The following is a 22,826-nucleotide window of genomic DNA, read 5'->3' on the forward strand; positions in this document are numbered from 1 at the left end:
ATGAAGGCGATGATGTAGCAAATGGTGGCGCTGAGCAAGGTAGGAATCATCAAGACGCCGAACCAACCGATGTAAATGCGGTTGTCTGTGCTTGTGACCCACTCGCAGAAGCGTTCCCACACGTTGGCGCTTTCGCGCTGCTGTAAGGTTGTTGTCATGGTTTTATGATTGCTGTATTTGGTTGTCAATGTTCGGATGATGTTTCTATTATTAACGGTGTTGTTAACGTTTGTAAAGGGGTTGAGCGACAGTTTAACTGATGACTGTGATTAGGAAAGCTGATGAAAGGAGAGAGAGGGGCAAAAAAAGCCGATCGCTAGACCGATCGAGATGACAATGTAATTATGTCCGCACCAACTCCAACCGATATCGGTACAAAGCCACAGGATGCCCGCCAGCAGCAAAATAATCCGGGTCTTGCGGCGACAAATAAATCGCTGTCACCTGATCGGCCTCAATTCTTTTATCCGCAGAATCGCCATTTTTCCCGCCTCCAACAACTCGATAAGCCGTTGTTGTCTCCACCTCATTTAAATAAATATCAGACTCTCCCCGAAAAATCTGCTGAGAAATCTCTGTAGACACAAACTCCCGAGGATTCGGCGTCTCAGTTCCCCGACTGGTAACAATCGAAATTAATTGGCGTTCCCCTTTCAAAACAGTAATTTGGCGGTTGGGATTGGTCGGATCGACTTTCACCGAAAGTACGCCACGATCGCCTAAATAAGCCTTGGCAATGTTCAAACCGTTAAAAGTGCGATCGGCTACAATTTTTTGAGTCTTTTTAAATGTGTAATTAGAAATTAACCCAAGATTTTTTTCAGGTTGAAATCGCACTTTAAATAATATCGGCTGCTGCAAATACTGGCGGTTGCTTTCAAATCCTGGCGTGACAATATTTGGCGCTAAAGGAGCGGCTAAATCTACCAAAGTGCTAGAAACATTCCAATTCCCCGCCATCCAGTCTGGATATACCAAATCTCCATTAGCTACAGCGATAGGAGGCTTGCTTTCCCAATTGGGAAAACTTGATATGCGATCGCCCAAAACCCCCGCTCTCGCAACGCCACCCCACAGAAGTACCGCCAAAACCAGACAAAAACCCCAAATTACCTTCATACGCAATTAAATTCAAACAATTAACCTGATATTTCTCTTTCTCTTCTTTATCTCTTCTGGGCGTTCTCTGCGCCCTCTGCGGTTCATTAATTCAAAAATTAGACAAAAAATCAGTTAAACATCATATTTTATACCATTTTCATAAACAGGCAAGATGCCTGTTGCACAAAAATAAATGTTCTGCTTGTGGGGAGTAGGGGTTGGACAGGAGAGCCCGCCCCCAATATGCGATTTAAAGGTAGAAACACCTATTTTTTAAAGCGCCTCAACAGATGTAGGTTCCCACACTTCGCCGTATTTTTCCTTCAATTCGTGCCAATTTTCCACCTGTCCTGGTTCGTATTCCCCTGGCTTTCCCCATTGCAAAAACGCGCTCAAAGCAGCCTCATTTTGCTCATCGAGAAAACGAATTGCATAAGTAGTGAAATTGCCTCTTTTTGCCTCACCCGTTTCAAACTTCACCTGTTTTATTTTGTCCATATTTAGGTGAAACTCAAATATTTCGGCGTGCATATTGGCATACTTTCCCTTCGGCAACTCCGCATAAAACAGCTTGTGAATTGAACCGCGCACTTCCAGCACAGCCGCGCTGCTAGTCACGATTAAACGCAACGTTCCCAATCTTTCGCACGCTTCCAAGAATTCTTTCAGGTTAGGCATAATTTAATTTGGGAATTGGGTATTGGGTATTTGGAATTTGGAATTGGGAATTGGGAATTGGGAATTGGGCATTGGGCATTGGTAATTAAAAACAACAATAACTAACAACCAATGACTACTGACTAATGACTAATGACTATGTTTCGTGCAGTTCATAAGCAGCGACAATCCTCTGCACTAGAGGATGTCGCACCACATCCGCCTGAGAGAATTCGCAAAAAGCAATGCCCTCAACGTTGCGGAGAATGTTTTGGGCAACTGACAATCCCGACTGTTGGTTTGGCGGCAAATCTGTTTGAGTGATATCGCCCGTTACTACCATTCTCGATCGAAAGCCCAGACGAGTCAACACCATTTTCATCTGAGCCGGCGTCGTATTTTGAGCTTCGTCCAAAATTACGAAAGCATTGCTGAGAGTGCGCCCCCGCATATAAGCTAAAGGAGCTACTTCGATCAAGCCTCTTTCCATTAAATCGGCCATTTTTTCAGGGTCGATCATTTCTTGCAGGGCGTCGTAAAGCGGGCGCAAATATGGATCGACTTTTTGTTGTAAATCTCCCGGCAAAAACCCTAATTTTTCGCCAGCTTCCACGGCTGGCCTTGTTAAAATCAGCCGTTCATACTGCTTGCTTAACAGCGCTTGCACGGCGAAAATAGCTGCTAGAAATGTTTTGCCAGTACCAGCGGGGCCAATGCAAAATGTCAGGTCGTGCGTGCGTACTGCTTGGACGTATTGCCGCTGCTTGAAGGTTTTGGCTCTAATTTCTTCGCCGCGGCGGGTTCTGGCGAGAACGTCTCGCTGCAAGTCTTGTAAATCGCCTTGGCGGTTGGTATCCAAAGCTTGGCGCGCCGTCTGGATTTCAACTCCGGTAATATTTTTGCCGGATTTCCAATAGTCGGAAAGCGATCGCACTAATTTATGACACAATTCTACTTGACTTTTTGTGCCCGAAATCAGCAGTTCTTGCCCTCGCATTACCAGGGTAGCACCGGTTTGCTTAGAGATCATTTTCAGGTTTTCTTCTTGATTACCGGCCAGCGACATTGCGCTTTGAGCGCTCGGTAACTCTATTGTTAGTTTTTCACTCATGCCAACATAAGCTCCTCCAAATAAGCAATTAAAAGTTAACAACTACACGTTCAACCAGTCACTATTTGCGAACAAAAAGACGCCCGTTACTAGGTTTTACCTAGTATCTAAGGCGTCTTTTAGATTTAGCTCCCAAATGAGTTTGGTGCTTGAGGCACAAATCAAATCTCCCTTCTATTAAGTCAGGCAATTTTAGATTTTAGATGTGAAATTTTAGATTTTAGATTAACCTGATGCCGCTGACATTTGAAATTTAAAATTTTACATTTGTTTCCGATCGCAAAATCGGCAATCTCAAATCCAGCGGGGCTTGTAATACAAAGTTTACAACAGGCAATCTAAAATCTAAAATTGTTTTTTGGCTCTGCAGTTAATAACCGGGAGTATTTCTGCTCGTTCTAAACGTAGGTGTGTTAGTACGGCGAGGTTGTTCTCTCGGAGTTCTGCTAGCCAAGGGACTCGGCGACGGAGGTGGCGTCCGGGGTCGGAAGTCGCCTCGCGGCTCCCGCGAGCCACGATCTGGGCGGTCGCGATCCGGACGATCGCGATCGCCCCTGGGCGGCCCCGATCCACGATCGCCTGCTTCGCCATCGTATATATCTAAGTAGAGGGACTGACCCGCCGTCTGCGCCACCGCTTCGAGCGTAGTTCTAATTGCCTGAATATTGCGTCCGCCCCTACCGTAAACCCTGCCTTTGTCGGGATCTTCAAAAGCGAGCCTAACCCAGACCCGCGATTGGCGCGGGTGCAGTTCGCAATCAACCCGCAAAGAGCCTGGGGTCTCTAAAAAAGGCCCAATTAAAAACTTAACCAGTCCAGCGTAGTTGGGACTAGCTGACTGTTGTTGTGCTGGATTCAACGTTGGCTCCGGCTCCGACTTGTTCAAATACATGGGCTTTTCTCAGGATGTCACGCACGGTGTCAGTTGGCTGAGCGCCTTCTTGTAGGCGCTTGACAATCGCTGGAACATCCAGCCTGGTTTCATTATTTCTGGGGTTGTAATAGCCGAGCTCTTCTAGGGGACGGCCGTCGCGGCGGGTAGAACTGTTCATCGCTACAATGCGGTAGCTTGTCTCGCGTTTTTTCCCGTATCTCTTTAATCGCAGTTTGATCATCTTCTTGCACAATAGTCTTGTTCCAATTCTAAGCTATTTTGTCAGTGCTCTTTCCCCGAACCCCAACTCAACCCGTATTTCTTAACCTCCAACCAAAATATCGCTACGATTTGCTGCCCCCAAGGCAGGTCTGGCGCCGTCAATGTGCGGTGTAATTGCTAGTGGCAAAATCGATGCAGTTCCCCATTGCTGCACCAATTTTTGCAAAAATATATCTTGCTGCGCTCTCAAAGAGTCCCAATCGGTGCCGCGATTAATAATTGCAAACCAAACTAAACCCCGATCGCGCGTCGGTATCGCTCCAGCCAAAGCAATCACGGTGTCCAAAGTACCAGTTTTCACCACAGCCGATCGCGGAATGTGCCGATGTGCCACAGTGCCTTGATCGCGCCCGGACACCGGAAACAAGTCAGCAATCGTCAGCCCAGTAGTCTGAAGGTTGCGGGCGATCGCCTGCATCATCCCACAAGCTGCCCTCGGAGACATCTGATTTTCCACTCCCAATCCCGAACCGTTAACTAATTGGAGTTCGTCCTCCGGCACCCCCGCAGCCCAAGTAGCTTGCTGCTGCACTATTTTTGCCCCGCCCAAATCGTCGGCCAGCATCTGAGCCATTTCATTGTCGCTGTGGACGTTCATCTGCTTGAGAATTTCGGCTAAAGGAAGCGATCGGCGCTTCAGCAGCAAACGCCCCGAAGTCACAAATTTCTCAGCAATGACGCTGCCGGCCACCGTTACTTGGGGCTTTCTAGTTCCTGGAGCCATCTTAGAATACATTGCCACCACGTCCGCAGGCCAATTGCTACCCTCAAGAGCTTGCCGCAGTATCTCCCCCGCGACCAAAGGATCGAACTCATAATTCATGCGAAAATTGCCTGTCACCACCAAATTTCCCGCCACGCGCTCGATACCCATTTGATTGAGAGCATTGCCAACGGCGATCGCCTCCTCCCACACAAACAGCGGATCGCCCCCACCGCTGACCACCAAATCTCCCTGCAATACACCATTGCTAATCGGCCCCGTTGCTAGGAAGCGCGTTTCAAACTGATAATCCGCGCCCCAAGTCTCCAGCGACGCCAGAGAAGTCGCAATCTTAGTCAGCGAAGCCCCAGGCATCAGCGTCTTCCCCTGCTGACTTATCAGTGGCACCATTCCCGCTTGCACCCAAATTCCCTGATTTCCATCAATCAGGTTTTTGTCTTTTAAGTCTTTTAAATATTCCTGCACCGTCGCTTCTGCGGGCAAGTCTGGATTGGCCGCATTTATTCGCCCAAAAGCCAAATCTTCGGCCACCACTAACCCGGGCATCCCTCCCCGCCAAGCCAGCACTGACGCAGCATTAGGGGCGGCAGTGCCTACCCCAGCCATGTCCAGCCACAGAGACATCATCCCTGAGCTAAATAAATCCAGCATTTTTTACTCCTAAAGTCAATCGATTTTAGATTTTAGATTTTAGATTTCAGATTGAAGAAAGCGCTCCCACTGATAAATCCGGGGGCAAGTGATCAGGATGGGGAGCTTTTTTCTTGCTCCACGGATGAATCCGGGGTTCCCGGACTAAAGTGCTTGCGGTCATGTAAACTATTCCATTGATTTTTTCAATTGGCAGTCAAAAATAGTAAAGTAGTGACAAAACAAGTTCTATCAGAGTAGTCGGAAATGAGAATTGTCCGATCGCCGTTGCGAGCGGATTTTAGTTCTTTATTCAGACTTCTGGATTCACGCTCCTGACTTCCTGGTAGAATTTTTAGTGTTTCTCAAACATTGGTCAATGGGATCGACACGCGCAAGAATTGCAATAGACGCTATGGGCGGGGATCATGCCCCCGCCGAAGTTGTAGCTGGAGCGCTTAAGGCACAAGAAGAATTAGGCGTAGAGATTTTGCTCGTGGGCGACCCGCAGCAAATAGAAGACTCGCTCCGGCAACAAGACGCGATCGGCCGCGTCTCTACAGGTCAGCTAGAAATCGTTCCTTCTGAAGGAGCGGTGGAAATGCACGAAGAACCTTTGAGTGCCCTCAAACGCAAGCCCAACGCTTCGATTAACGTAGCGATGAACTTGGTAAAGCAGCAGCAAGCTGATGCTGTGGTGTCCGCCGGTCACTCCGGCGCGGCAATGGCTGCTGCCCTGCTCAGGTTGGGACGGCTCCCCGGAATCGATCGCCCTGCGATCGGTGCGGTTTTGCCGACAATGGTACCGGGCAGCTCTGTACTCATTCTCGATGTCGGCGCTAATGTGGACTGCCGCCCCAAATTTTTGGAGCAGTTCGCTCTTATGGGAACTATTTACAGCCAGTGCGTGCTGCGCGTCGCCGAACCTAAAATCGGCCTGCTCAACATTGGCGAAGAACCTTCTAAAGGCAACGATGCGGCAGTGCGGACTCACCAGTTATTGGTGGACAATCCGAACATTCCTTTTGTGGGCAATGCCGAAGGCCGCGACGTGCTGTCGGGGAAATTCGACGTGATTGTCTGCGACGGATTTGTCGGCAACGTGTTGTTGAAGTTTGCCGAAGCGGTGGGCGAAGTCGTCGTGCAAGTGCTGAAGGAAGAATTAGTCAAAGGACTCCAACATCAAATTAACGATCCTCTGCTGCAAAAAAGCTTGCAAGGATTTAAGCAGCGGGTAGACCACGTTGAACACGGCGGCGGTTTGCTATTGGGCGTTGCTGGAGTTTGCATTATCAGCCACGGTTCGTCTCAAGCTGGCTCGATTTTTAATGCCATTCGTTTGGCGAAGGAGGCTATTGACAACCAAGTGCTGGAGCGAATTCGATCGTCCAATCAGCAAAGCGCTCTGGAACAAGAAGCTGTGAATTAGAGGCAGTAAGTAGGAATTAAAAATTAAAAATGTCAAATTAAAAATGTCAGCTTAAACAAGCGGTTTTGCTTCCCAAAAAAGTAATTTCAGCAGTTTAAAAAATAATTTTAATTAGTAGTTTTTAATTTTTAATTTCTCGATCGAACGCTCATAAATGGAGAGGAATGTTGCAGCAATCAGGGTTCGGCATTGCCGTCACGGGTAGCGGTTCTTGTACACCGCAGGTTTCGCTGGATAATAACGGTTTGAGTCAGATTGTAGAAACTTCTGACGAGTGGATTGGGGCGCGAACGGGCATTCGCTCGCGTAGGCTGGCCGACGATCGCACTTCTTTGTGCGATTTAGCGTCGGAAGCATCGCGAAGAGCGATCGAAATGGCAGAGATTGCGCCGACAGATATCGATTTGATTATTTTGGCGACCTCAAGTCCCGACGATTTGTTTGGCACTGCCAGTAAAATTCAATATCAGTTGGGCGCCACAAAAGCTGTGGCTTTTGATTTGACAGCAGCTTGTTCGGGCTTTGTTTTTGGTTTAGTTACAGCCTCGCAGTTCATTCGGACAGGGGTTTATCAAAATGTTTTGCTGATCGGAGCAGATATTTTGTCTCGCTGGGTGAATTGGTCGGATCGGGGTACTTGCATTCTATTTGGAGACGGTGCAGGTGCGGTGGTATTGCAAGCTTCAGAAGTCGATCGCTTTTTGGGATTTGAAATTCGGAGCGACGGCACGCAAAATTCGTCTCTCAATTTGGCTTACAAAGCCGAGTCAAAAGAATTAATTGAGGGCGTCAGCGTTGCAGTTGGCGGATTTGAACCCATCACAATGAATGGTCAAGAAATCTATCGCTTTGCCGTGAAAAAAGTGCCGGAAGTCATAGAAAAAGCTATGTTTCGGGCAGATATTAGCGCTGCTGAAATTGACTGGCTGTTGTTGCACCAAGCTAATCAGCGGATTCTCGATGCAGTTGCCCAAAGGCTAAAGATTCCCCCCGAAAAAGTAATCAGCAATTTGGCAAATTACGGCAATACCTCAGCGGCTTCAATTCCCCTTGCCTTAGACGAAGCTGTGCGTCTGGGTAAAGTTAAAGCGGGCGATACTATTGCTTCGGCTGGTTTCGGTGCTGGTTTGACTTGGGGGGCGGCGATTTTTCAATGGGGAAGGTAATATTTGGCGACCGGCTGTAAACTGGCCCTCCCTGCTTATTGTCGGGAGTGCGACGGTTGCAAAATACAAATCCTTTAACACGCCATACATACGGCAAGGTGCGCAGCCGTACATGAGCGGGGCAGGAGTTCTTGACAAGCGCGCCCTGAGATTCAAAATCCTCTATTCTTCGATCGACTTTCCCTGGCTTGAAGGTGGAAAATTTTGTTACGGCTATTAATCAGATTAAAGTAGCAAAAAAAATAAAAAAGTCGTAAAAAACGCAATTATTATGTTAAAATCGTGAGTCGCGAGTAGATAGTTCGTTAACCGAAAGATAGCGGATACCAGCGAGCGAACTGAGAAGCGGGAAACAAAGAATTTTTGCAATCACCAATTAGCAACCACCAATTAGCAGATTACCGGAAAAATGACTAAAACAGCATGGGTATTTCCCGGACAAGGTTCCCAGGCGATCGGGATGGGTGCAGACTTATTAAACTTGCCAACAGCCAAAGCCAAATTTGAGCTCGCTAAAGAAATTTTAGGTTGGTCTGTCTCGGAAGTTTGCCAAAAAGAAGAAGCAAAACTATCTCGGACTCTCTACACTCAGCCTTGCTTGTTCGTAGTAGAAAGTATTTTGACCGACTTAATGCGAGAAAAAAGCGATCGACCAGCAGTGGTTGCCGGTCACAGTTTAGGAGAATACGTTGCCCTCTACGCAGCAGGCGTCTTTGACTTTGAAACCGGGTTGCGCTTAGTCAAACGCCGCGCTGAACTCATGGACACGGCCTCCGGCGGGCAAATGGTGGCTTTGATCGGGTTCGACAGACAGGAACTAGAACTGCAAATTCAATACAGCCGAGACGTAGTGCTGGCAAACGACAACAGCGAAGCACAAGTCGTGATTTCTGGAACGCCCGCAGCAGTAGAAGATTTACTTGCCAAAATCAAAGTCAAACGGGCCGTTAAATTGAATGTTTCTGGTGCGTTTCACTCTCCACTGATGGCCGGGGTGGCGGCAGAGTTTCAACTAGCGTTAAAGTCTGCAAGGTTTTCCGATGCTAAAATGCTGGTGCTCTCAAACGCAGAACCCTCAGCCACTACCAGCGCAGCCACTTTAAAGCAGCGGTTGACTCAGCAGATGACCAAAGGCGTGCGGTGGCGAGAAATTTCCCTGCAATTGCCGCAACAAGGAATTGATCGCGTAGTGGAAATTGGTCCCGGCAAAGTTCTCACAGGTTTGATCAAACGGACTTGTCCCGATTTAGCGCTGGTAAATGTGAGCAGTTTTGCAGATTTGCCCGCTTAATCTGTTTTTAACCTGTTATTCAACGGCAGGTTATAAAATTTAGAGTTAATGGGCCTGAAGATTGCCGAAAAACAAATAGCACAACAGGCAAATCCGAATATTGCCTGTTGTGCAACTTGGCCATATACGATCCAGACATTTAGAAAATATTAATCAAAAATCTAGATATCGATCGACCTGACCGAAAGCATCCAGCATACAAGCCCCCGGATTCATTCCAACGCACAAACTCAGGACCCAGAAATAAAAAACCTGTATCCGATAAACGAGATCCCGAATTGATCCGTGGGGTCAATGTTTCAATTCTAAAATCTAAAATCTAAAATCTAAAATCTAAAATCGATTGACGGGGCGATCAAGAAATCGTGATGTAAACTAGGCATAAAAACCAAGCTTATCTGGTACTTATATGAAAAAAGTCCTTTACTGGTTGATGGGCGACAAGGCAGGCAGAACCATAGTAGGTGCCTGGAATTGGATGTGGGGACTGCCCGTGGAATCCGGCGGGCAGGTGTCGGTGGCGGTAGCCGAAGAGTCGCTGCGATCTATGCAAGAATCAGTGCAAAAGCTAGCAGCAGCAGTCTCCACCCAAGTGGCAGCCTACCAGCGCGCCAAAACTAAATATGAAGAAAAAGTTAGGGAAATGCAAACCGTAGAGCGCCAAGCCATCACAGCCAAGCGCAACGGCAACGAAGAAGCAGCCCGCTTGGCAATGGCGAAGGTAATTCAGACAGAACAAATCCTGCCGCAATTAGAATCCCAAGTAAAACAAGCCGAACAATACGTCAACGCTTCCAAGGACAAGCTAAATCGAGAGCGGATGAAGCTGGAAGCCTACAAAACTGATATGCAAAATATGAAAGATATGGCCGAGATTAACGAAGCCCTCGGAGCCATATCCAAAGTCAACAACGACCTCAGTATCGATTCAGCTCGATCGCAATTTGAGCAAGCCAAAAACGCCGTCCACGGCCGCAACCTCAAACAGCAAGCTTTAGCAGAAATATCGGAGAATCCCCAAGAAAGACTTCAGGCAGAATTAGAAAATATGACCTTAGACGATGAAGTTAATCGCAGGCTGGAAATGTTAGACGACTCCAACAACAAAGAACTTCCCAGCTAAGAACAATTTTATGGCTAAGAGCGGGCCTCCCCCCATAGTTTTTATCCTGTTATTTCTCTTCCTAGCCGGTGGTGGCTGGTTCTTTTTTCTCAACAAACCAGCGTCGCAAGATGTTAGTAACAATCCCCCCACTCCCACACCCGCAGGCGATGTCGTCCCACTTCCCGTCGCGCCAGTAGTCGGCCGTGCTTCGCCTGTGGCAGCTAGTTCCTTTGCGCTTCCAGCTTCTGTTCCTGCGGGTACGACTGTCAGGATTCAAGGTTCTACCAGTATGGTGACAATCAACCTCAACCTTAAGAATGGCTTTCAAGCCAAGTTTCCTGGCACTAGAGTTGATTCCAAAGCTAACGGTTCTGCAAAGGGAATTCAAGATTTGGTCGCAGGAACAGCAGATATTGCTGCGGTATCGCAACCTTTGACGGCTCAAGAACAAGGTCAGGGTGTGGCAGCGGTGCCTGTTGCCCTAGATACGATCGCCCTTGTAGTTGGCATTAAAAACCCCTTCAAAGGAGGATGAGGGGCTTGGGGCAAGCTCAGCTTTTCTGTACACGATCGCAGGTGGTGATGCACGGGTTTTGACCTATTTTACCTGTTTATCACGGCGACTTTACTCTCGATCCCGCGATCGTATAACCGCGCCGTGTAACCTTTCTGCACTTATCCAGCAAGCCCTATTTATCACGCCAACTCACCTGAGTTTAACCCCATCGAACATTTATGGTGGGAATTAAAGGCATGGCTCAGGAGATTTGTACCTCGAAGTGTACAGATTGTGGAAAAACTCTTGGAATTGGGAGTGAAATTATGTTCAAGTAAGCAAATCGAAAATTATTTTGCTCACTGCTGTTACTGTACCTCTTAGTCACGCAAAGTGCTGTAAATATCTCTATTAAGATGCGATTACCGTGGCATTGTGTAATCTACCAGAGAAATTGTACGTATTCGTACTCGCTATTGGCAGCTTACAGAATATAAATTGTGCAGAATTACCGATCGACTAAAAACACAATTCCCAATTCCCCAATTTCATCGCATTTCAGGAACTCTCACAGTCTCTGTAGGAGGCATCATGGCTTCTTTAGCATTCAACTTTTGATTCAACTCCCGAATCCGGCGCGAAAGCAAGCGAATAATATTCACCGCAATTCCCGGCGTTTCATCAATCGCATCATAAAGCTGCATTTGAGTCAGCATCAAACACTCGGATTGTTCGAGAGTAGAAATAGAAGCCGATCGAGGTTCCGCATCAAACAGCGACATTTCCCCGAAACAAGCCCCCGCTTTCAACTGTGCCAAATCCCGATCGCCGATATGAACCCGCACCGTTCCCGATACCAAAATATAGAGAGACCGCCCTTCTTGTCCTTCCGTAAAAATCCTGTGCCTGGAAGGAAACGAAAGTTCATCCATTACCGATGCTAGACGCACGAGAAAATCATCCCGCAGTTCCTTAAAAATCGGAACCTCCCTCACAAACAATAGGCGTTCGACGCTGGTTAACATAATAAGATGCAGTGATTAATTTAAACTTAAACAAAGGAAGAGGAATTGGGGATTGGGGATTGGGCATTGGGGATTGGGCATTGGGGATTGGGCATTGGGCATTGGGCATAGTTTCTTTTTGTTCCCTCTTCCCTCTTCCCTCTTCCCTCTTCCCTCTTCCTTCTTCCTTCTTCCTTCTTTACCTTTTTCCCCCAGCACCCAACTCTGCCATCATCTCTTCAACTTGAGCGGATACCAAATTATCGGGGTCATTTTGAAGCCTGGGCAACAATTCGACCAAAGCCCGCGGCGAGGCTATTTTCAAATAGGCTAACACTGCTTCGCGGACAAAACCCGTCGGGTGTTGCAGACAGACAAGAGTTTGTTGAGCAGTAAGACTCCAGCGCGCTTCCCTCGCCAAGTGAAAGCAGCAGGCCAAAGCCCAATCCGAAAGGAAGTGGCGCAATTCTAGCAAGCGGCGCAAACGATCGCTAGGGGCTAGAGGTTTATAAACCATCAATTCCGAGAGGTTGCTCAATTTTTCTCTTTCCGAGTGTTGATCTAACAAATTGATGAGCGATCGCTTCCTAGCTATATCCACAGTATTGTCGAGAATTTCCAATCCCCTAGCAACCAAAGAAGGTTGGCCAGAAGCGATGTTGAAAGCAGCGGCTTGTACCGTGTCCAGCGGATAAAGAAACTTCATCAGCAAAAAACACCGCTCCCTAGCATCAGCTTCCAACCCCGCCAGAGCCCGCTGCAACAATTGAGCCGTATCGTTCCCAGGTGCACCGGTGCTGTTGGCTTCCCGATCCGAGAAATTGCCGTAGGTTGTTACCCCAGACAAATCTACTAGAGCTGCATAAATTTGACCGATAAACATTAACTCCTGTTCGATGAGAGTTTCCAAGCCGCTGCGGCCGATGCGGTCTAGAACCCCTTCTATCCCCGCTTCCGAAGGCATTTTTAACAGGATGCGGAGGATATTGCGCCTCGTCGTTCCCCAAGCCGTCATCAAATTGCTCACCAAAATGTCGATCGCCTCATTTGTCCCAATTTGACCCAGAGCCGTCCAAGCTTGCAACCTGACCAAATCAGACTTGTGGATATCCTCAGCCAAATAAACGAGCAAAGGGATGGCATCGTTGTGAAGTTTGACTATAGCCTGCAAAGCCGCTTCCCTAGTCGATTTATAACCGAGTCCGCGCAGCAGCGAAGGATAATATTCTTCCGAATGAGTAGACGAAATCACATCTAACAGAGCGCAGCGCACTCGCAGAGATTCATCTTGCAACAGATTGGGGATGTACAGCCGCAGTCCTTGCAAATAATCAGCCTCTCCCAGAGCCCGCGTCCCCATAACACGTTCCCGCTCTTGCTTGTGCGTCAGCATTTGCCGCAGCGTATTAGTAGCCTCTGCCTTTTGCTGGCGATCGCCCCTTCTCATAATTAAAGCAGCCGCCGTACCCCGCACCACCGGATCGACCGTCGGCTGCAAGTAAGGCCGCAAGCTCTCAATATTAGGTTCAGCTTCCGTCAGCCAGATGTAGCGCAAAGCCAAGGCCAGCACCTCCGGCGGCAAGGATTGCTGCGAAAGTGCGCGGACAGCTTCTAAATATGCGGGGTTCGGGTGTTGCAGCATCGTTTCCAAGCTCTGGCGCTGCAAACCTGGCGACAGCGAATCAAGGATGGGAGCCAGAACTTCTCCGACATTTTTGGGGTCAATTTGCGTCAGGAGTTCTATGCAAGAGCGCTTTTCATCTTCGCCCCCCGGCTTTTGTAGAGTTTCCACCACTGCGCGCTTGAGAGCTTTGAGGTCAACGTCTGTGACGCCCAAGCGCCCCCGTTCTGCACTTTTGACCAACAAACCCACGTATTGAGAGCGGATCAACCATACGACAAACACCCACAACAGTGCCAATATGACGATCGCGCCAATAAATATCAAGCTTTGCTGGTCGTGAAATACATTCTCGTCTTGCTGGGGGAGTATCTTGCCTGTCACCCACAGCATAATCAGGATGCCTACTCCTGTAGCTCCGCAGGACAAAGGTTCGCCCACACCGTTGACCAAAGTTTGAATTCCCGATCGAATATTGTCGGGAATCGGTTGAAATAAAACCGGGCTAACGGTTTCCAAAAGCGTGTAGTGCAGCAGTTCGTCTAAAAATCTCAGCAATATCAGCCCGATGAACACAGATACTAGCTGGCCCAGGGATGCTCCTATGGTCAGCACCCCGAGTATCGCGATGCCCGCCGGCAAAATCATCGCCGTCACGAATACACCGATTCTTTCCACCAACCGACTCGAAGCGAACCACTGAGTCGCCACTTGAAACAGGCCTTGTATGCCTTCGTAAATGCCCAGGAAGCTAGCGATCCAGCTCGCTCCGTCCCCCGGGTTTTGGTATTCTAGCTGGCTGTAGAATTGGAAATCTACCAGCACGTAGACGACTTCTGCGAGGATGAAGAAACTGACTAGAGGTACGGCGTATTTTTGCAGCGGGCCTGTAACTTTGCGGGCGGTAAATTCTTCTTGGTCGTCTTCCTCGTCATCGGTCCAGTGAGCCGTTTCCGGGAATGCTTGGCTGTATTTTTCCGTGAGGTAGTACAGCAACACCGAGCCTATCGCCACCATCAACCCCGATACGAGGGTAACGTTTTTGAGTTTGACTACGTGCAGCAAAACAGGCAGAGAAAATCCGCTGACTACTCCAGCGACTAGATAGCCGCTGCTGACTAGCGGATAGGTGCGCTTGATTTCTCTAATATTAAACAGTTGGTTGGAAGTGATAGAAGTGTTGAGGTCGTTCAGGACATAGCAAGCTTCCACCCACAGCCACATCAAAAAAATAGTAATAAAAGCAATGCTGATGCCAGCTATCTTAGTATTTTCGTAGCCGATGCCGAATCGAAACAAAAATAGCGGTATCGACATCATTCCCAGAACAACTACGACGGTGCGCCTCAGCGGCAGGATTTTTTGCATCCACGAGTAGACAAATCCCAAGCCTGAACCGATAAAGGCGCTGGCTATGTAGATATAAGGCATTTTGTCGGCACCGTACTCGTCTAGGAACAGACCTACCGTGCTGAGTTCCAGCCAGATCAGCCCGACGGAGGTTAGAGTGTAGACGAGGAACATCAGTACGGTTCGCTCTACTTCTTCCGATCGCAGGTTGAGCGATCGTAGCACTCCTTGCCTTACTCCCGCCGAACCGCTGATTTGAAAATTTTCCATGCAGCGTTGATTTCCCTGTGTGGTAGCTTATTCCTGACTAAATTCGGAAGTCATCAGCTATCAGTCACCAGTTTATGACTGATGACTGATAGCTGATGACTATCTATTTATACTTTCTTGGGCGACAGCAGCATCATCATACTGCGTCCTTCTTTTTTGGGGGCTTGCTGCACTTCTGCGATTTCCTGCAAATCTGTGGCCATGCGCTTAAGCAAGTCCTCTGCTAGGTTGCTGTGTTGGATTTCCCGACCTCTGAACATGATCGTGGCTTTTACTTTGTCCCCAGATTTGATAAAGCGGTCTGCTAGTTTGAGGCGCACTTGGTAGTCGTGTTCTTCAATTTTGTAGCGCATCTTCACTTCCTTCACGTCGGCAGTGTGCTGCTTCCGCTTTGCTTCTCGCGCTTTCTTTTCCTGCTCGAATTTGTACTTCCCATAGTCCATTACCCGGCATACGGGCGGGTCAGCTTTGTCGCTGACAAGTACGAGATCGAGTTCTTTTTCTTCTGCCAGGCGCAGCGCTTCTGCAGGCGTCAATATCCCTAGTTGCGCGCCGTCGGTATCGATCACCCGGATTTTGGGGTATCGAATATTTTCGTTGATCTGGGGTAGGTTGCGATTTTGTCTTCTTTCAATCACAGGCATGAATGGTTTTACAAGCAGTAGTTTAATAGCGAAGCTTCTTGATAGTTACAGATTAGAGCGGTCAATATTTCACGATTGACGATCAAACTGTTTTGTAAGGTATTACCCTTACCGGACGTACTACCGCGCCCTGTGTCCCCTCCGCTAAAGCCTTGGGGAATATTTGGACGATCGTAAATGAATTCTTACAATACTTGCTATTCTACTCAGTCTGGCTGAGTTTCTGCCTAGTTTTATTTTAACTTCACACACGATCGCCCGCCCCCTTGCCCGATTGATGAGAAAACCGTCAAAAATTCAGGGTAAAAGCTTAAGGATGAGGTAAAGTCGCTTTTCCTAGCCCATCTCGCCCGGTCTGGCAAGTCCCCCAAGTCGCCTGATTTGCCTTGTAGAATAGGTATAAGCAAGTGTAAATTTATGTTGCGCTCTGAGGCAAAATTGACAAATTCTCTGCTGTGGCACCAACGGGTGGGAACTCAACGAGACTGGATGTGGCGGGGTTGGCAAACTCGCTACACTTATTTGCGGCCCGATGGGGTACGAAATCAAGACGCGCTCGAATCTCAAGATTCTACGGCCCAGGGAATTGCCCCGCGCGCATCGGGAACGCCGATTATTTTACTGCACGGGTTTGGAGCTTCGATCGGTCACTGGCGACAAAATCTCGCCCAACTCGCCGAAAACCAAACCGTTTATGCCTTGGATTTGTTAGGGTTTGGCGCTTCCCAAAAAGCTCCGATCGACTACTCTGTCTCTTTGTGGGTTGATCAAGTTTATGATTTTTGGCTAACTTTTATCAGAGAGCCAGTAATATTGGCAGGAAACTCGATCGGCTCGCTAATTTGTCTGGCCGTAGCCGCAGCTCACCCGGACATGGTGGCCGGCACGGTGATGATTAGCCTCCCAGACCCCTCTGTGCGAGCCGAGGCGGTGCCCGGATGGCTGCTTCCGGCGATCGAAGCGGTTGAAAGTTTGTTTGTTTCTCCGATCGTACTCAGGCCTTTGTTTTATTTTGCCCGCAAGCCTTCTTTTGTCCGTCGCTGGGTTGGCTTTGCCTACTCCAACCCCGAAGCTGTTACCGACGAATTAGTGGAAATTCTAGCAGGGCCTGCGGGCGATCGGGGAGCAGCCCGCGCCTTCTGCGCTTTATTTAAAGCTGTAGGCAGTTCAAAATTTTGCCCCAGTGTCAAGATTGTGATGCGAAATTTAACGATTCCCATGCTGTTAATTTGGGGCAAACAAGACCGGATGATTCCCCCTCGCTTCGCCCGACCCCACCAATTTGTCGAATGCAATCCCAATTATGTAGAGCTAGTTGAATTAGACAATGCGGGCCACTGTCCCCAGGATGAATGCCCGCAACAAGTAAATCAAGCAATTTTGAACTGGATGAGCCGGAATTTTGCACCTATGGGCGAGAGCGAATTGCAGCACTGTTGATTAGACATGGGGCCGTGGATTACTAAGGGAAAAAAATAACTTGCAGGTATCGATCCCGCTCAGAAATAAATTTGCTAGAACTCGATCGCACCGGTGGTATGGTATAGCAGATGTTGAAGGCTGTAGCGGCGAAGCGGAGCGGGTAAAAAGAAGTCCTGCAAGAAGGTGCAATCGACCGCTTAGGTTTCAAAAATTAAGAACGTCCTCACCGTCAGGGCGGTTGCTATAGTACAAAACTTCCCTATCTTGAGAGTCAGTCGATTTGAGGTTCCAGATTGACCACGAATTTCAAAGGTGGTACCCGCCACGTGATTTATCCGTGGAATCAATCCAAAATCGAAAATCGAAAATCCTCAAGAAAGAGCATTTATCCGTGGGGTCGCCTCTAAAATCTCAAATCTCAAATCTCAAATCGATTGACTCCCCAGCCGCTATCTAGAGGCTTGAACTAACCTAAACCACTTTTTGGCTGTGGACGACTCCTGCTGGAAAGTAAGTCTCCGTCTTTCTGTGATGTCATGTATCTACTGTTATTGATTGACCCTGTTTTTAGAAGGTCAGAGATTGACACAATCACCAATATAGTGTATCTTCTCTAACTGGTAGTACACATCCAAGTTATGCAGTTAGTCGAAAGGCAAGTCATTAAACCAAATCACAGGTTTTACCCAGAAGCCGATCGATTGTCTTTGCTGTCCAACAAACTTTACAACTGCGATAACTACTATATCTACGGTCAAAACTTTTTCTCAGGTCAACCAACCAATGCTCTGGGTGTCGATCGTTCACTCAAAAAGAGTCTAAAGTACAAAGCATTGCCGAGCGAAGTAACACACAAAACTCTCCGATTACTGCTGAAAACATGGACTAGCTATCATAATGTTAAATTGGCGGGCGCGATCACGATTGCCCCACTAAGTTTCAAGCAGCACCGAAAATCCCTGATTTAAAAATTCAGAAAAAAAGAGAGCAAGGGCGATATGTAGTTGTATTTAACTGTCAATCTGTTAGCAAAAAAGCTTTACCTAAAGAATATGTCAGTTTATCTGGGACTAACATTTGGCGGCCTTGAAAAGTTACCTAAATCTTGAAAATCCGGATTGTTCGCGAGGTAAGTTGTTAAGTTATTGAGGTAGTTTAGGAAAAGTTAGAACAAAACGCAAGTGTAAAGCGGATTATAACCCTTGCCGTAACGAGCTTCGCCAACATTAAAGAGCTATGAAACCCCTCCCTGGAAGAACGGTAAAATTCTACCTTCTAACTTGTACCTTCTAACTTGTACCTTCTAGCTTCAAGAAACACCTTGTTTCTTGCTCCTAAAAATAAATACCTTCCCTTGTGCCAACAATCTTTCAGTCTGCTTATAACCGATCGCCCCCAAGTATACGGGAAAGTTCAAAAATGCCGGGATCTGGCATTTTGGAGCCTGTTAACTCATAAAAAAGTCAATTTAGCCAACAACTGACGGCCCCCGTGCCCCCGGTCTGCTGGCGGCTAACTGCTGAAAGCCGATCGGGCAAGCAGCGCCCTTCCAGCTTTTGGCAGTAACGCAAACGAGGAAAAAACTGTCGTGAAATTCCACTGGCTACTACCGAGTTTCTTAAGTGTATTTTTGCTCGCCGGAGCCGCCGAAGCAGCTAGACTGCAATCTTGGCGGTTTGATGCTTCAGAGAACCGGCTTTACATTACAACAGATGGGGGAGTACAACCCAAGGCTCAACTGATTTTCAACCCGATGCGGTTGGTAATCGACTTGCCGGGGACAAGTCTGGGTCGTCCCTCGGTCAGCAAACCGCTCTCAGGGGCGATCGAATCGGTGCGGGTAGGTCAGTTTGACAACGATACGACCAGAATTGTGGTCGAGATCAGAGACGGGTTTACTATAGACCCTCAGCAAGTAAAATTCCGGGGTATTTCTCCGAGCGAGTGGACAGTGGATTTGCCAACGCCGGTGCGGGCAGAAACTCAAAATCCGATTTCAGAGCCAGGGGGAGAAAGGTTATCAGTTGAACCTTCAGCATCCCAAGCCCAGTCTGCCGAGGCGACTGTAGTTCAAAACGTTCAGGTAACGGCGGACGGTTTTTTAGTCCGCACTGCGGGCGGTCGCCCCCAAATTAATTTTCAACAAAGTCGGGCAGGGGACATCGCCACCCTCGATATTGAAGGAGCGAGTTTAGCTCCAAGCCTAAGCAGCCAACAGCCTCAAACTAACGGTCAGCACGGGGTTGACAAGATTGAAGTCCGGCAACTGCCAACAGACCCGCCCGTTACCCGCGTGACTTTGCGGATGAAGAGTCCTAATACTCAGTGGCGGGCGTCAGTGAGCAATTTGGGCGGGGTTGTTCTATTGCCTGGAAGTGTAGTAAGACAGCCCTCGGTTTCCCGCAGCCTGACTGTAGATCCTCCGGCTAGACAAGCTCAAGGAAATTTAGCGAGAGTTCAGTCAATTGATTTAGCCAGTAACGGCACGCAACTGGTGGTGAGAACTGACCGCCAAGTCTCATATACCAGCGGGTGGGATCAAGGGTCGAGAGCTTACTGGATCAGGATCGCCTCTAGTGTCCTGACCGGGGAAATTCCTCAGCTTGATGGCAACAGTCCTGTATCGTTTACTGCCAGCCAAGAAGATGCGGAGACTGTGGTGATTTGGGTGCAGCCGCGATCTGGGGTAGAGGTAGGTAGGGTGACGAGACCAAACCCGCAGTTGCTGTCTTTGCAGTTGCGCTCTAATGCTAGCGCGCAGCAACCTTTGACTCGCACTCCCAATTTGTCGCCGCCGAGAAGGACTCTCGGAAGCGACGATTTGCCCCAAGTTTCTAACCGCCGCGCCGTAGTAGCGATCGATCCTGGTCACGGTGGCCGCGATCCTGGGGCAGTCGGGATTCAGAGCATTCAGGAGAAGGAGATTGTTTTGGATATCTCGTTTCAGGTGGCGAGGCTGCTGGAACAGCAGGGGGTGCAGGCGGTGATGACTCGGACTGACGACAGCGAAATCGACCTGGAACCGAGAGTTTCTTTGGCGGAACGGGTGGATGCTACTTTGTTTGTCAGCATTCACGCTAATGCGATTAATATGAGCCGGCCGGATATCAGTGGGATTGAGACTTATTATTTCGGTAGCGGGGAAGATTTGGCCCGGGTGATTCACGGCAGTATTTTGCAGGGGACGGGGGCGACTGACCGCCGGGTGCGGCAGGCGAGATTTTATGTTTTGAGGAAGACTTCTATGCCTTCTGTTTTGGTGGAGGTTGGTTTTGTGACCGGTGCTGAGGATGCTGCTAGGCTTTCTGACCCAGCTTACCGCAGTCAAATGGCTGCTTCGATCGCTCGCGGCATTTTAGTTTATCTTCAACAAAGATAATGGTAATGGGGCATCGGGCATTGGGCATCGGGCATCGGGCATCGGGCATCGGGCATCGGGCATGGGACAACTGCCAACTGCTTTCGTGTCAACTGACAACAGCTTTCCTGACAACTGCCAACAGATAACTAACTATTAACAAATGACAACAGACTCTGGACAACAAAGAATCGGTATTTTTGACAGCGGCGTGGGCGGTTTGACTGTTTTGACCCAGTTGTACCAACAATTGCCCAACGAATCGATACTTTATTTTGGAGATACGGCGAGGCTGCCTTATGGCACTCGCACGCCGTCGGAAATTGTGGAGTTTGTCCGCGAAATTATGGCCTGGTTGGTGGAACAGGATGTCAAAATGGTCATTATGGCCTGCAACACCAGTTCTGCTTTGGCTATGGAGATGGTGCAGGCTGAATTTGATATCCCGGTGCTGGGAGTTATTCTGCCGGGGGCGCAGGCTGCGGTGCAGCAAGGCAAGCGGATCGGGGTCATCGCAACTCCTGCTACGGCTGCTAGCAATGCTTATCGAAATGCGATTTTGGAGATGGACGATTCTTGCCTGGTGTGGCAGGTTAGCTGTCCGGCTTTTGTGCCGCTGGTGGAGCAAAACCGGATTCACGACCCTTATACTTGTGAAGTGGCGCGGGAATATTTGGCTCCTTTGATTCAGCAGCGCATCGATACGCTGATTTACGGCTGCACTCATTATCCGCTGTTGGCTCCTGTGCTTCGCTCGCTTTTGCCTGCTGGGGTGACATTGATCGATCCTGCGGTACGGGTGGTGGCTGCTGCTGCCAGAGAATTGGAGCTTTTGGGGCTGCGAAATCCTGGTACTGCGCTACCGACTCGTTTTTGCGTGAGCGGCCCCCCGCAGCAGTTCGCGGAGTTGTCGGTGCAGTGGCTCGGTTGTACTCCTGCTGTTGAGAAAATATCCCTGCCGACAGTTGTACCTAGCGAAGCGGGGCGTAAGCCATCGCCCGTATCCCTGGAATCTGCCGAATAAGCCGGAAAATCTATCGGTTGTTCGATCGAGCAAATCTAACCCCCCAAAACCGCAGTAAAGCTGGCTCTGGGGGGTTTAATTATTGCGATCGAGCCTAGCAATTACACATCAATAGGTAATAATATGGAAGAAAAGCTTTGATTAACAATGCAAATAACGTCCTATATGTGCTGGAGCTATTCAGCCTTGAACCATGTCAACCTATGTATCGCAAGCAGTTTTACTTGTAGACGGCTATAACATAATTGGACTTTGGCCTCGACTCCGAGAGAAGCGCGATCGCGACGAACTCGAAACAGCTCGCCGCGAGTTAATAGAGATTTTAGTTAACTACAGCGCCGTTCAAGATTTTGAGGCTCGACTGGTGTTTGACGCGCACTATCGAGATACTCCCGGCGTTAAAGAAATTATTACTAAAAATTTATCGGTGCACTACACTGACTTCGGTCAGACAGCAGATACTTATATTGAAAAATCTTGTGCTAGTTTGCGCTACGAGTTGCGATCGGTCAAAGGCAAAGGCCGCATGATTGTCGCCACATCAGACCGAGCGCAGCAATTGACCGTAGTCGGCTACGGTGCCGAATGGATGTCCGCCGAGCAACTAGCGGCTGATGTAGAATCCACCGCCCGCCGCAGCGAGCGTCGGCACAAATCCCGCAAACAAAATTCCAGTCGCTTTCTCTCCAGTTCCCTCGATCCAGAATCCCAGCAGCGCCTCGCCAAGTTGAGAATGGGGCTGCATTAACTGCTGAAACCCGCTCGCTGTCTGATAAAAAAAAAGTTTCTCAAAGGCCTTGCCAAATCGAGTAAGTTCAGCTATTGTTAGTAAATGTGGGTAACAAAAACCCCCAATCCTCGGTAGCTCAGTGGCAGAGCGGTCGGCTGTTAACCGATTGGTCGTAGGTTCAAATCCTACCCGGGGAGTTAGTAAAAGTCTGAAGCTGGAATTTTCCAACTTCAGACTTTTAGTTTTGAATAATTTCGGAATTAATACTACGCACAGTTAGGAAACTGCACGTGCCGTTTCCCTACAATTAATCGGGCGATCAATGTTTTGGGGTAGGGACACGGCAATGCCGTGTCCTCAATATTGCCGTGTCCTCAATTTCTTGTAGTGTTAATCTGTAGGGTGCGTCGCTGCGAAATATTGGTGGATAAAACTTGCAGATTGACGGTGGCGACGCACCTTACACGGGCTAGAAGATTGTGTGTACCACATCTACATGAAATATGCTGTATGTAGTGTGCCTGCGTCCAGGACTGT

The 22,826-nt window shown here is 48.5% G+C and carries 19 protein-coding genes, 1 tRNA gene and 1 pseudogene; 11 read left to right on the forward strand and 10 right to left on the reverse strand.

Annotated features, from left to right (window positions below; genetic code table 11):
* The 7 genes and pseudogenes from QUB37_RS22520 to QUB37_RS22550 form a co-directional block, all read right to left on the reverse strand.
* A pseudogene (locus QUB37_RS22520) lies at positions 1–158 on the reverse strand (photosystem II q(b) protein); the annotation flags it as partial.
* A gap of 184 nt (positions 159–342) precedes the next feature.
* On the reverse strand, positions 343–1,119 hold the full coding sequence (locus tag QUB37_RS22525) for a DUF6816 family protein (protein ID WP_333166321.1): 777 nt from the start codon (positions 1,117–1,119) through the stop codon (positions 343–345).
* A gap of 255 nt (positions 1,120–1,374) precedes the next feature.
* Positions 1,375–1,779 carry a ChuX/HutX family heme-like substrate-binding protein gene (locus QUB37_RS22530; RefSeq protein WP_333166323.1) on the reverse strand — a complete coding sequence of 135 codons (405 nt, stop codon included), beginning with the start codon at positions 1,777–1,779 and terminating at the stop codon, positions 1,375–1,377.
* A 136-nt stretch (positions 1,780–1,915) separates the two neighbouring features.
* Positions 1,916–2,869, reverse strand: a complete 954-nt coding sequence (locus tag QUB37_RS22535) for a PhoH family protein (RefSeq protein WP_333166326.1) — start codon at positions 2,867–2,869, stop codon at positions 1,916–1,918.
* Between the two features lie 370 nt (positions 2,870–3,239).
* Complete coding sequence (locus tag QUB37_RS22540) at positions 3,240–3,728, reverse strand: KH domain-containing protein (protein WP_333085049.1); 489 nt, start codon at positions 3,726–3,728, stop codon at positions 3,240–3,242.
* On the reverse strand, positions 3,700–3,984 hold the full coding sequence (gene rpsP / locus QUB37_RS22545) for a 30S ribosomal protein S16 (protein ID WP_333166328.1): 285 nt from the start codon (positions 3,982–3,984) through the stop codon (positions 3,700–3,702). Before rpsP ends, QUB37_RS22540 begins: the two co-directional genes overlap by 29 nt.
* Before the next feature lie 81 nt (positions 3,985–4,065).
* Entirely contained in the window at positions 4,066–5,400 is a 1,335-nt protein-coding gene (locus QUB37_RS22550; protein WP_333166330.1) for a D-alanyl-D-alanine carboxypeptidase, read from the reverse strand.
* Between the two features lie 358 nt (positions 5,401–5,758).
* On the opposite strand from QUB37_RS22550, the gene plsX reads away from it, so the two are divergent.
* The 5 genes from plsX to QUB37_RS22575 all read left to right on the forward strand — a co-directional run bounded on the left by plsX (position 5,759) and on the right by QUB37_RS22575 (position 10,905).
* A complete protein-coding gene (gene plsX / locus QUB37_RS22555; RefSeq protein ID WP_333166394.1) occupies positions 5,759–6,808 on the forward strand; it encodes a phosphate acyltransferase PlsX in 1,050 nt (349 codons plus the stop codon).
* A 164-nt stretch (positions 6,809–6,972) separates the two neighbouring features.
* On the forward strand, positions 6,973–7,974 hold the full coding sequence (locus QUB37_RS22560; RefSeq protein ID WP_333166333.1) for a beta-ketoacyl-ACP synthase III: 1,002 nt from the start codon (positions 6,973–6,975) through the stop codon (positions 7,972–7,974).
* A 409-nt stretch (positions 7,975–8,383) separates the two neighbouring features.
* Positions 8,384–9,265: an ACP S-malonyltransferase gene (fabD, locus tag QUB37_RS22565; RefSeq protein WP_190733372.1), complete on the forward strand. Its 882-nt coding sequence runs from the start codon at positions 8,384–8,386 to the stop codon at positions 9,263–9,265.
* Between the two features lie 409 nt (positions 9,266–9,674).
* Positions 9,675–10,388: a PspA/IM30 family protein gene (locus tag QUB37_RS22570; protein ID WP_333166336.1), complete on the forward strand. Its 714-nt coding sequence runs from the start codon at positions 9,675–9,677 to the stop codon at positions 10,386–10,388.
* Positions 10,389–10,398: 10 nt separating this feature from the next.
* Entirely contained in the window at positions 10,399–10,905 is a 507-nt protein-coding gene (locus QUB37_RS22575) for a substrate-binding domain-containing protein (protein ID WP_333166338.1), read from the forward strand.
* A 509-nt stretch (positions 10,906–11,414) separates the two neighbouring features.
* On the opposite strand, the gene QUB37_RS22580 is transcribed toward QUB37_RS22575, so the two are convergent.
* The 3 genes from QUB37_RS22580 to infC form a co-directional block, all read right to left on the reverse strand.
* The gene (locus QUB37_RS22580) at positions 11,415–11,891 is read right to left on the reverse strand and encodes a Crp/Fnr family transcriptional regulator (RefSeq protein WP_333166340.1); all 477 of its coding nucleotides are present in this window, start codon (positions 11,889–11,891) and stop codon (positions 11,415–11,417) included.
* Positions 11,892–12,069: 178 nt separating this feature from the next.
* Positions 12,070–15,111, reverse strand: a complete 3,042-nt coding sequence (locus QUB37_RS22585; RefSeq protein WP_333166342.1) for a HEAT repeat domain-containing protein — start codon at positions 15,109–15,111, stop codon at positions 12,070–12,072.
* A 107-nt stretch (positions 15,112–15,218) separates the two neighbouring features.
* The gene (infC, locus tag QUB37_RS22590; protein WP_006635262.1) at positions 15,219–15,755 is read right to left on the reverse strand and encodes a translation initiation factor IF-3; all 537 of its coding nucleotides are present in this window, start codon (positions 15,753–15,755) and stop codon (positions 15,219–15,221) included.
* A gap of 417 nt (positions 15,756–16,172) precedes the next feature.
* Between infC and QUB37_RS22595 the strand changes: the two genes are divergently transcribed.
* The 6 genes from QUB37_RS22595 (at position 16,173) to QUB37_RS22620 (ending at position 22,486) form a co-directional block, all read left to right on the forward strand.
* Complete coding sequence (locus QUB37_RS22595) at positions 16,173–17,195, forward strand: alpha/beta fold hydrolase (protein ID WP_333166344.1); 1,023 nt, start codon at positions 16,173–16,175, stop codon at positions 17,193–17,195.
* Positions 17,196–17,815: 620 nt separating this feature from the next.
* Entirely contained in the window at positions 17,816–18,145 is a 330-nt protein-coding gene (locus QUB37_RS22600) for a hypothetical protein (protein ID WP_333166347.1), read from the forward strand.
* A 620-nt stretch (positions 18,146–18,765) separates the two neighbouring features.
* A complete protein-coding gene (locus tag QUB37_RS22605; RefSeq protein WP_333166351.1) occupies positions 18,766–20,556 on the forward strand; it encodes an N-acetylmuramoyl-L-alanine amidase in 1,791 nt (596 codons plus the stop codon).
* Between the two features lie 142 nt (positions 20,557–20,698).
* Entirely contained in the window at positions 20,699–21,559 is an 861-nt protein-coding gene (murI, locus tag QUB37_RS22610; protein ID WP_333166354.1) for a glutamate racemase, read from the forward strand.
* A 193-nt stretch (positions 21,560–21,752) separates the two neighbouring features.
* Entirely contained in the window at positions 21,753–22,307 is a 555-nt protein-coding gene (locus QUB37_RS22615) for an NYN domain-containing protein (RefSeq protein WP_333166357.1), read from the forward strand.
* Between the two features lie 107 nt (positions 22,308–22,414).
* Positions 22,415–22,486 (forward strand) — tRNA-Asn (locus QUB37_RS22620).
* Positions 22,487–22,826 lie beyond the last annotated feature (340 nt).

Origin of the sequence: Microcoleus sp. AT3-A2 (genome assembly GCF_036705685.1) — a bacterium.
In the GTDB taxonomy this organism is placed as follows: Bacteria; Cyanobacteriota; Cyanobacteriia; order Cyanobacteriales; family Microcoleaceae; genus Microcoleus.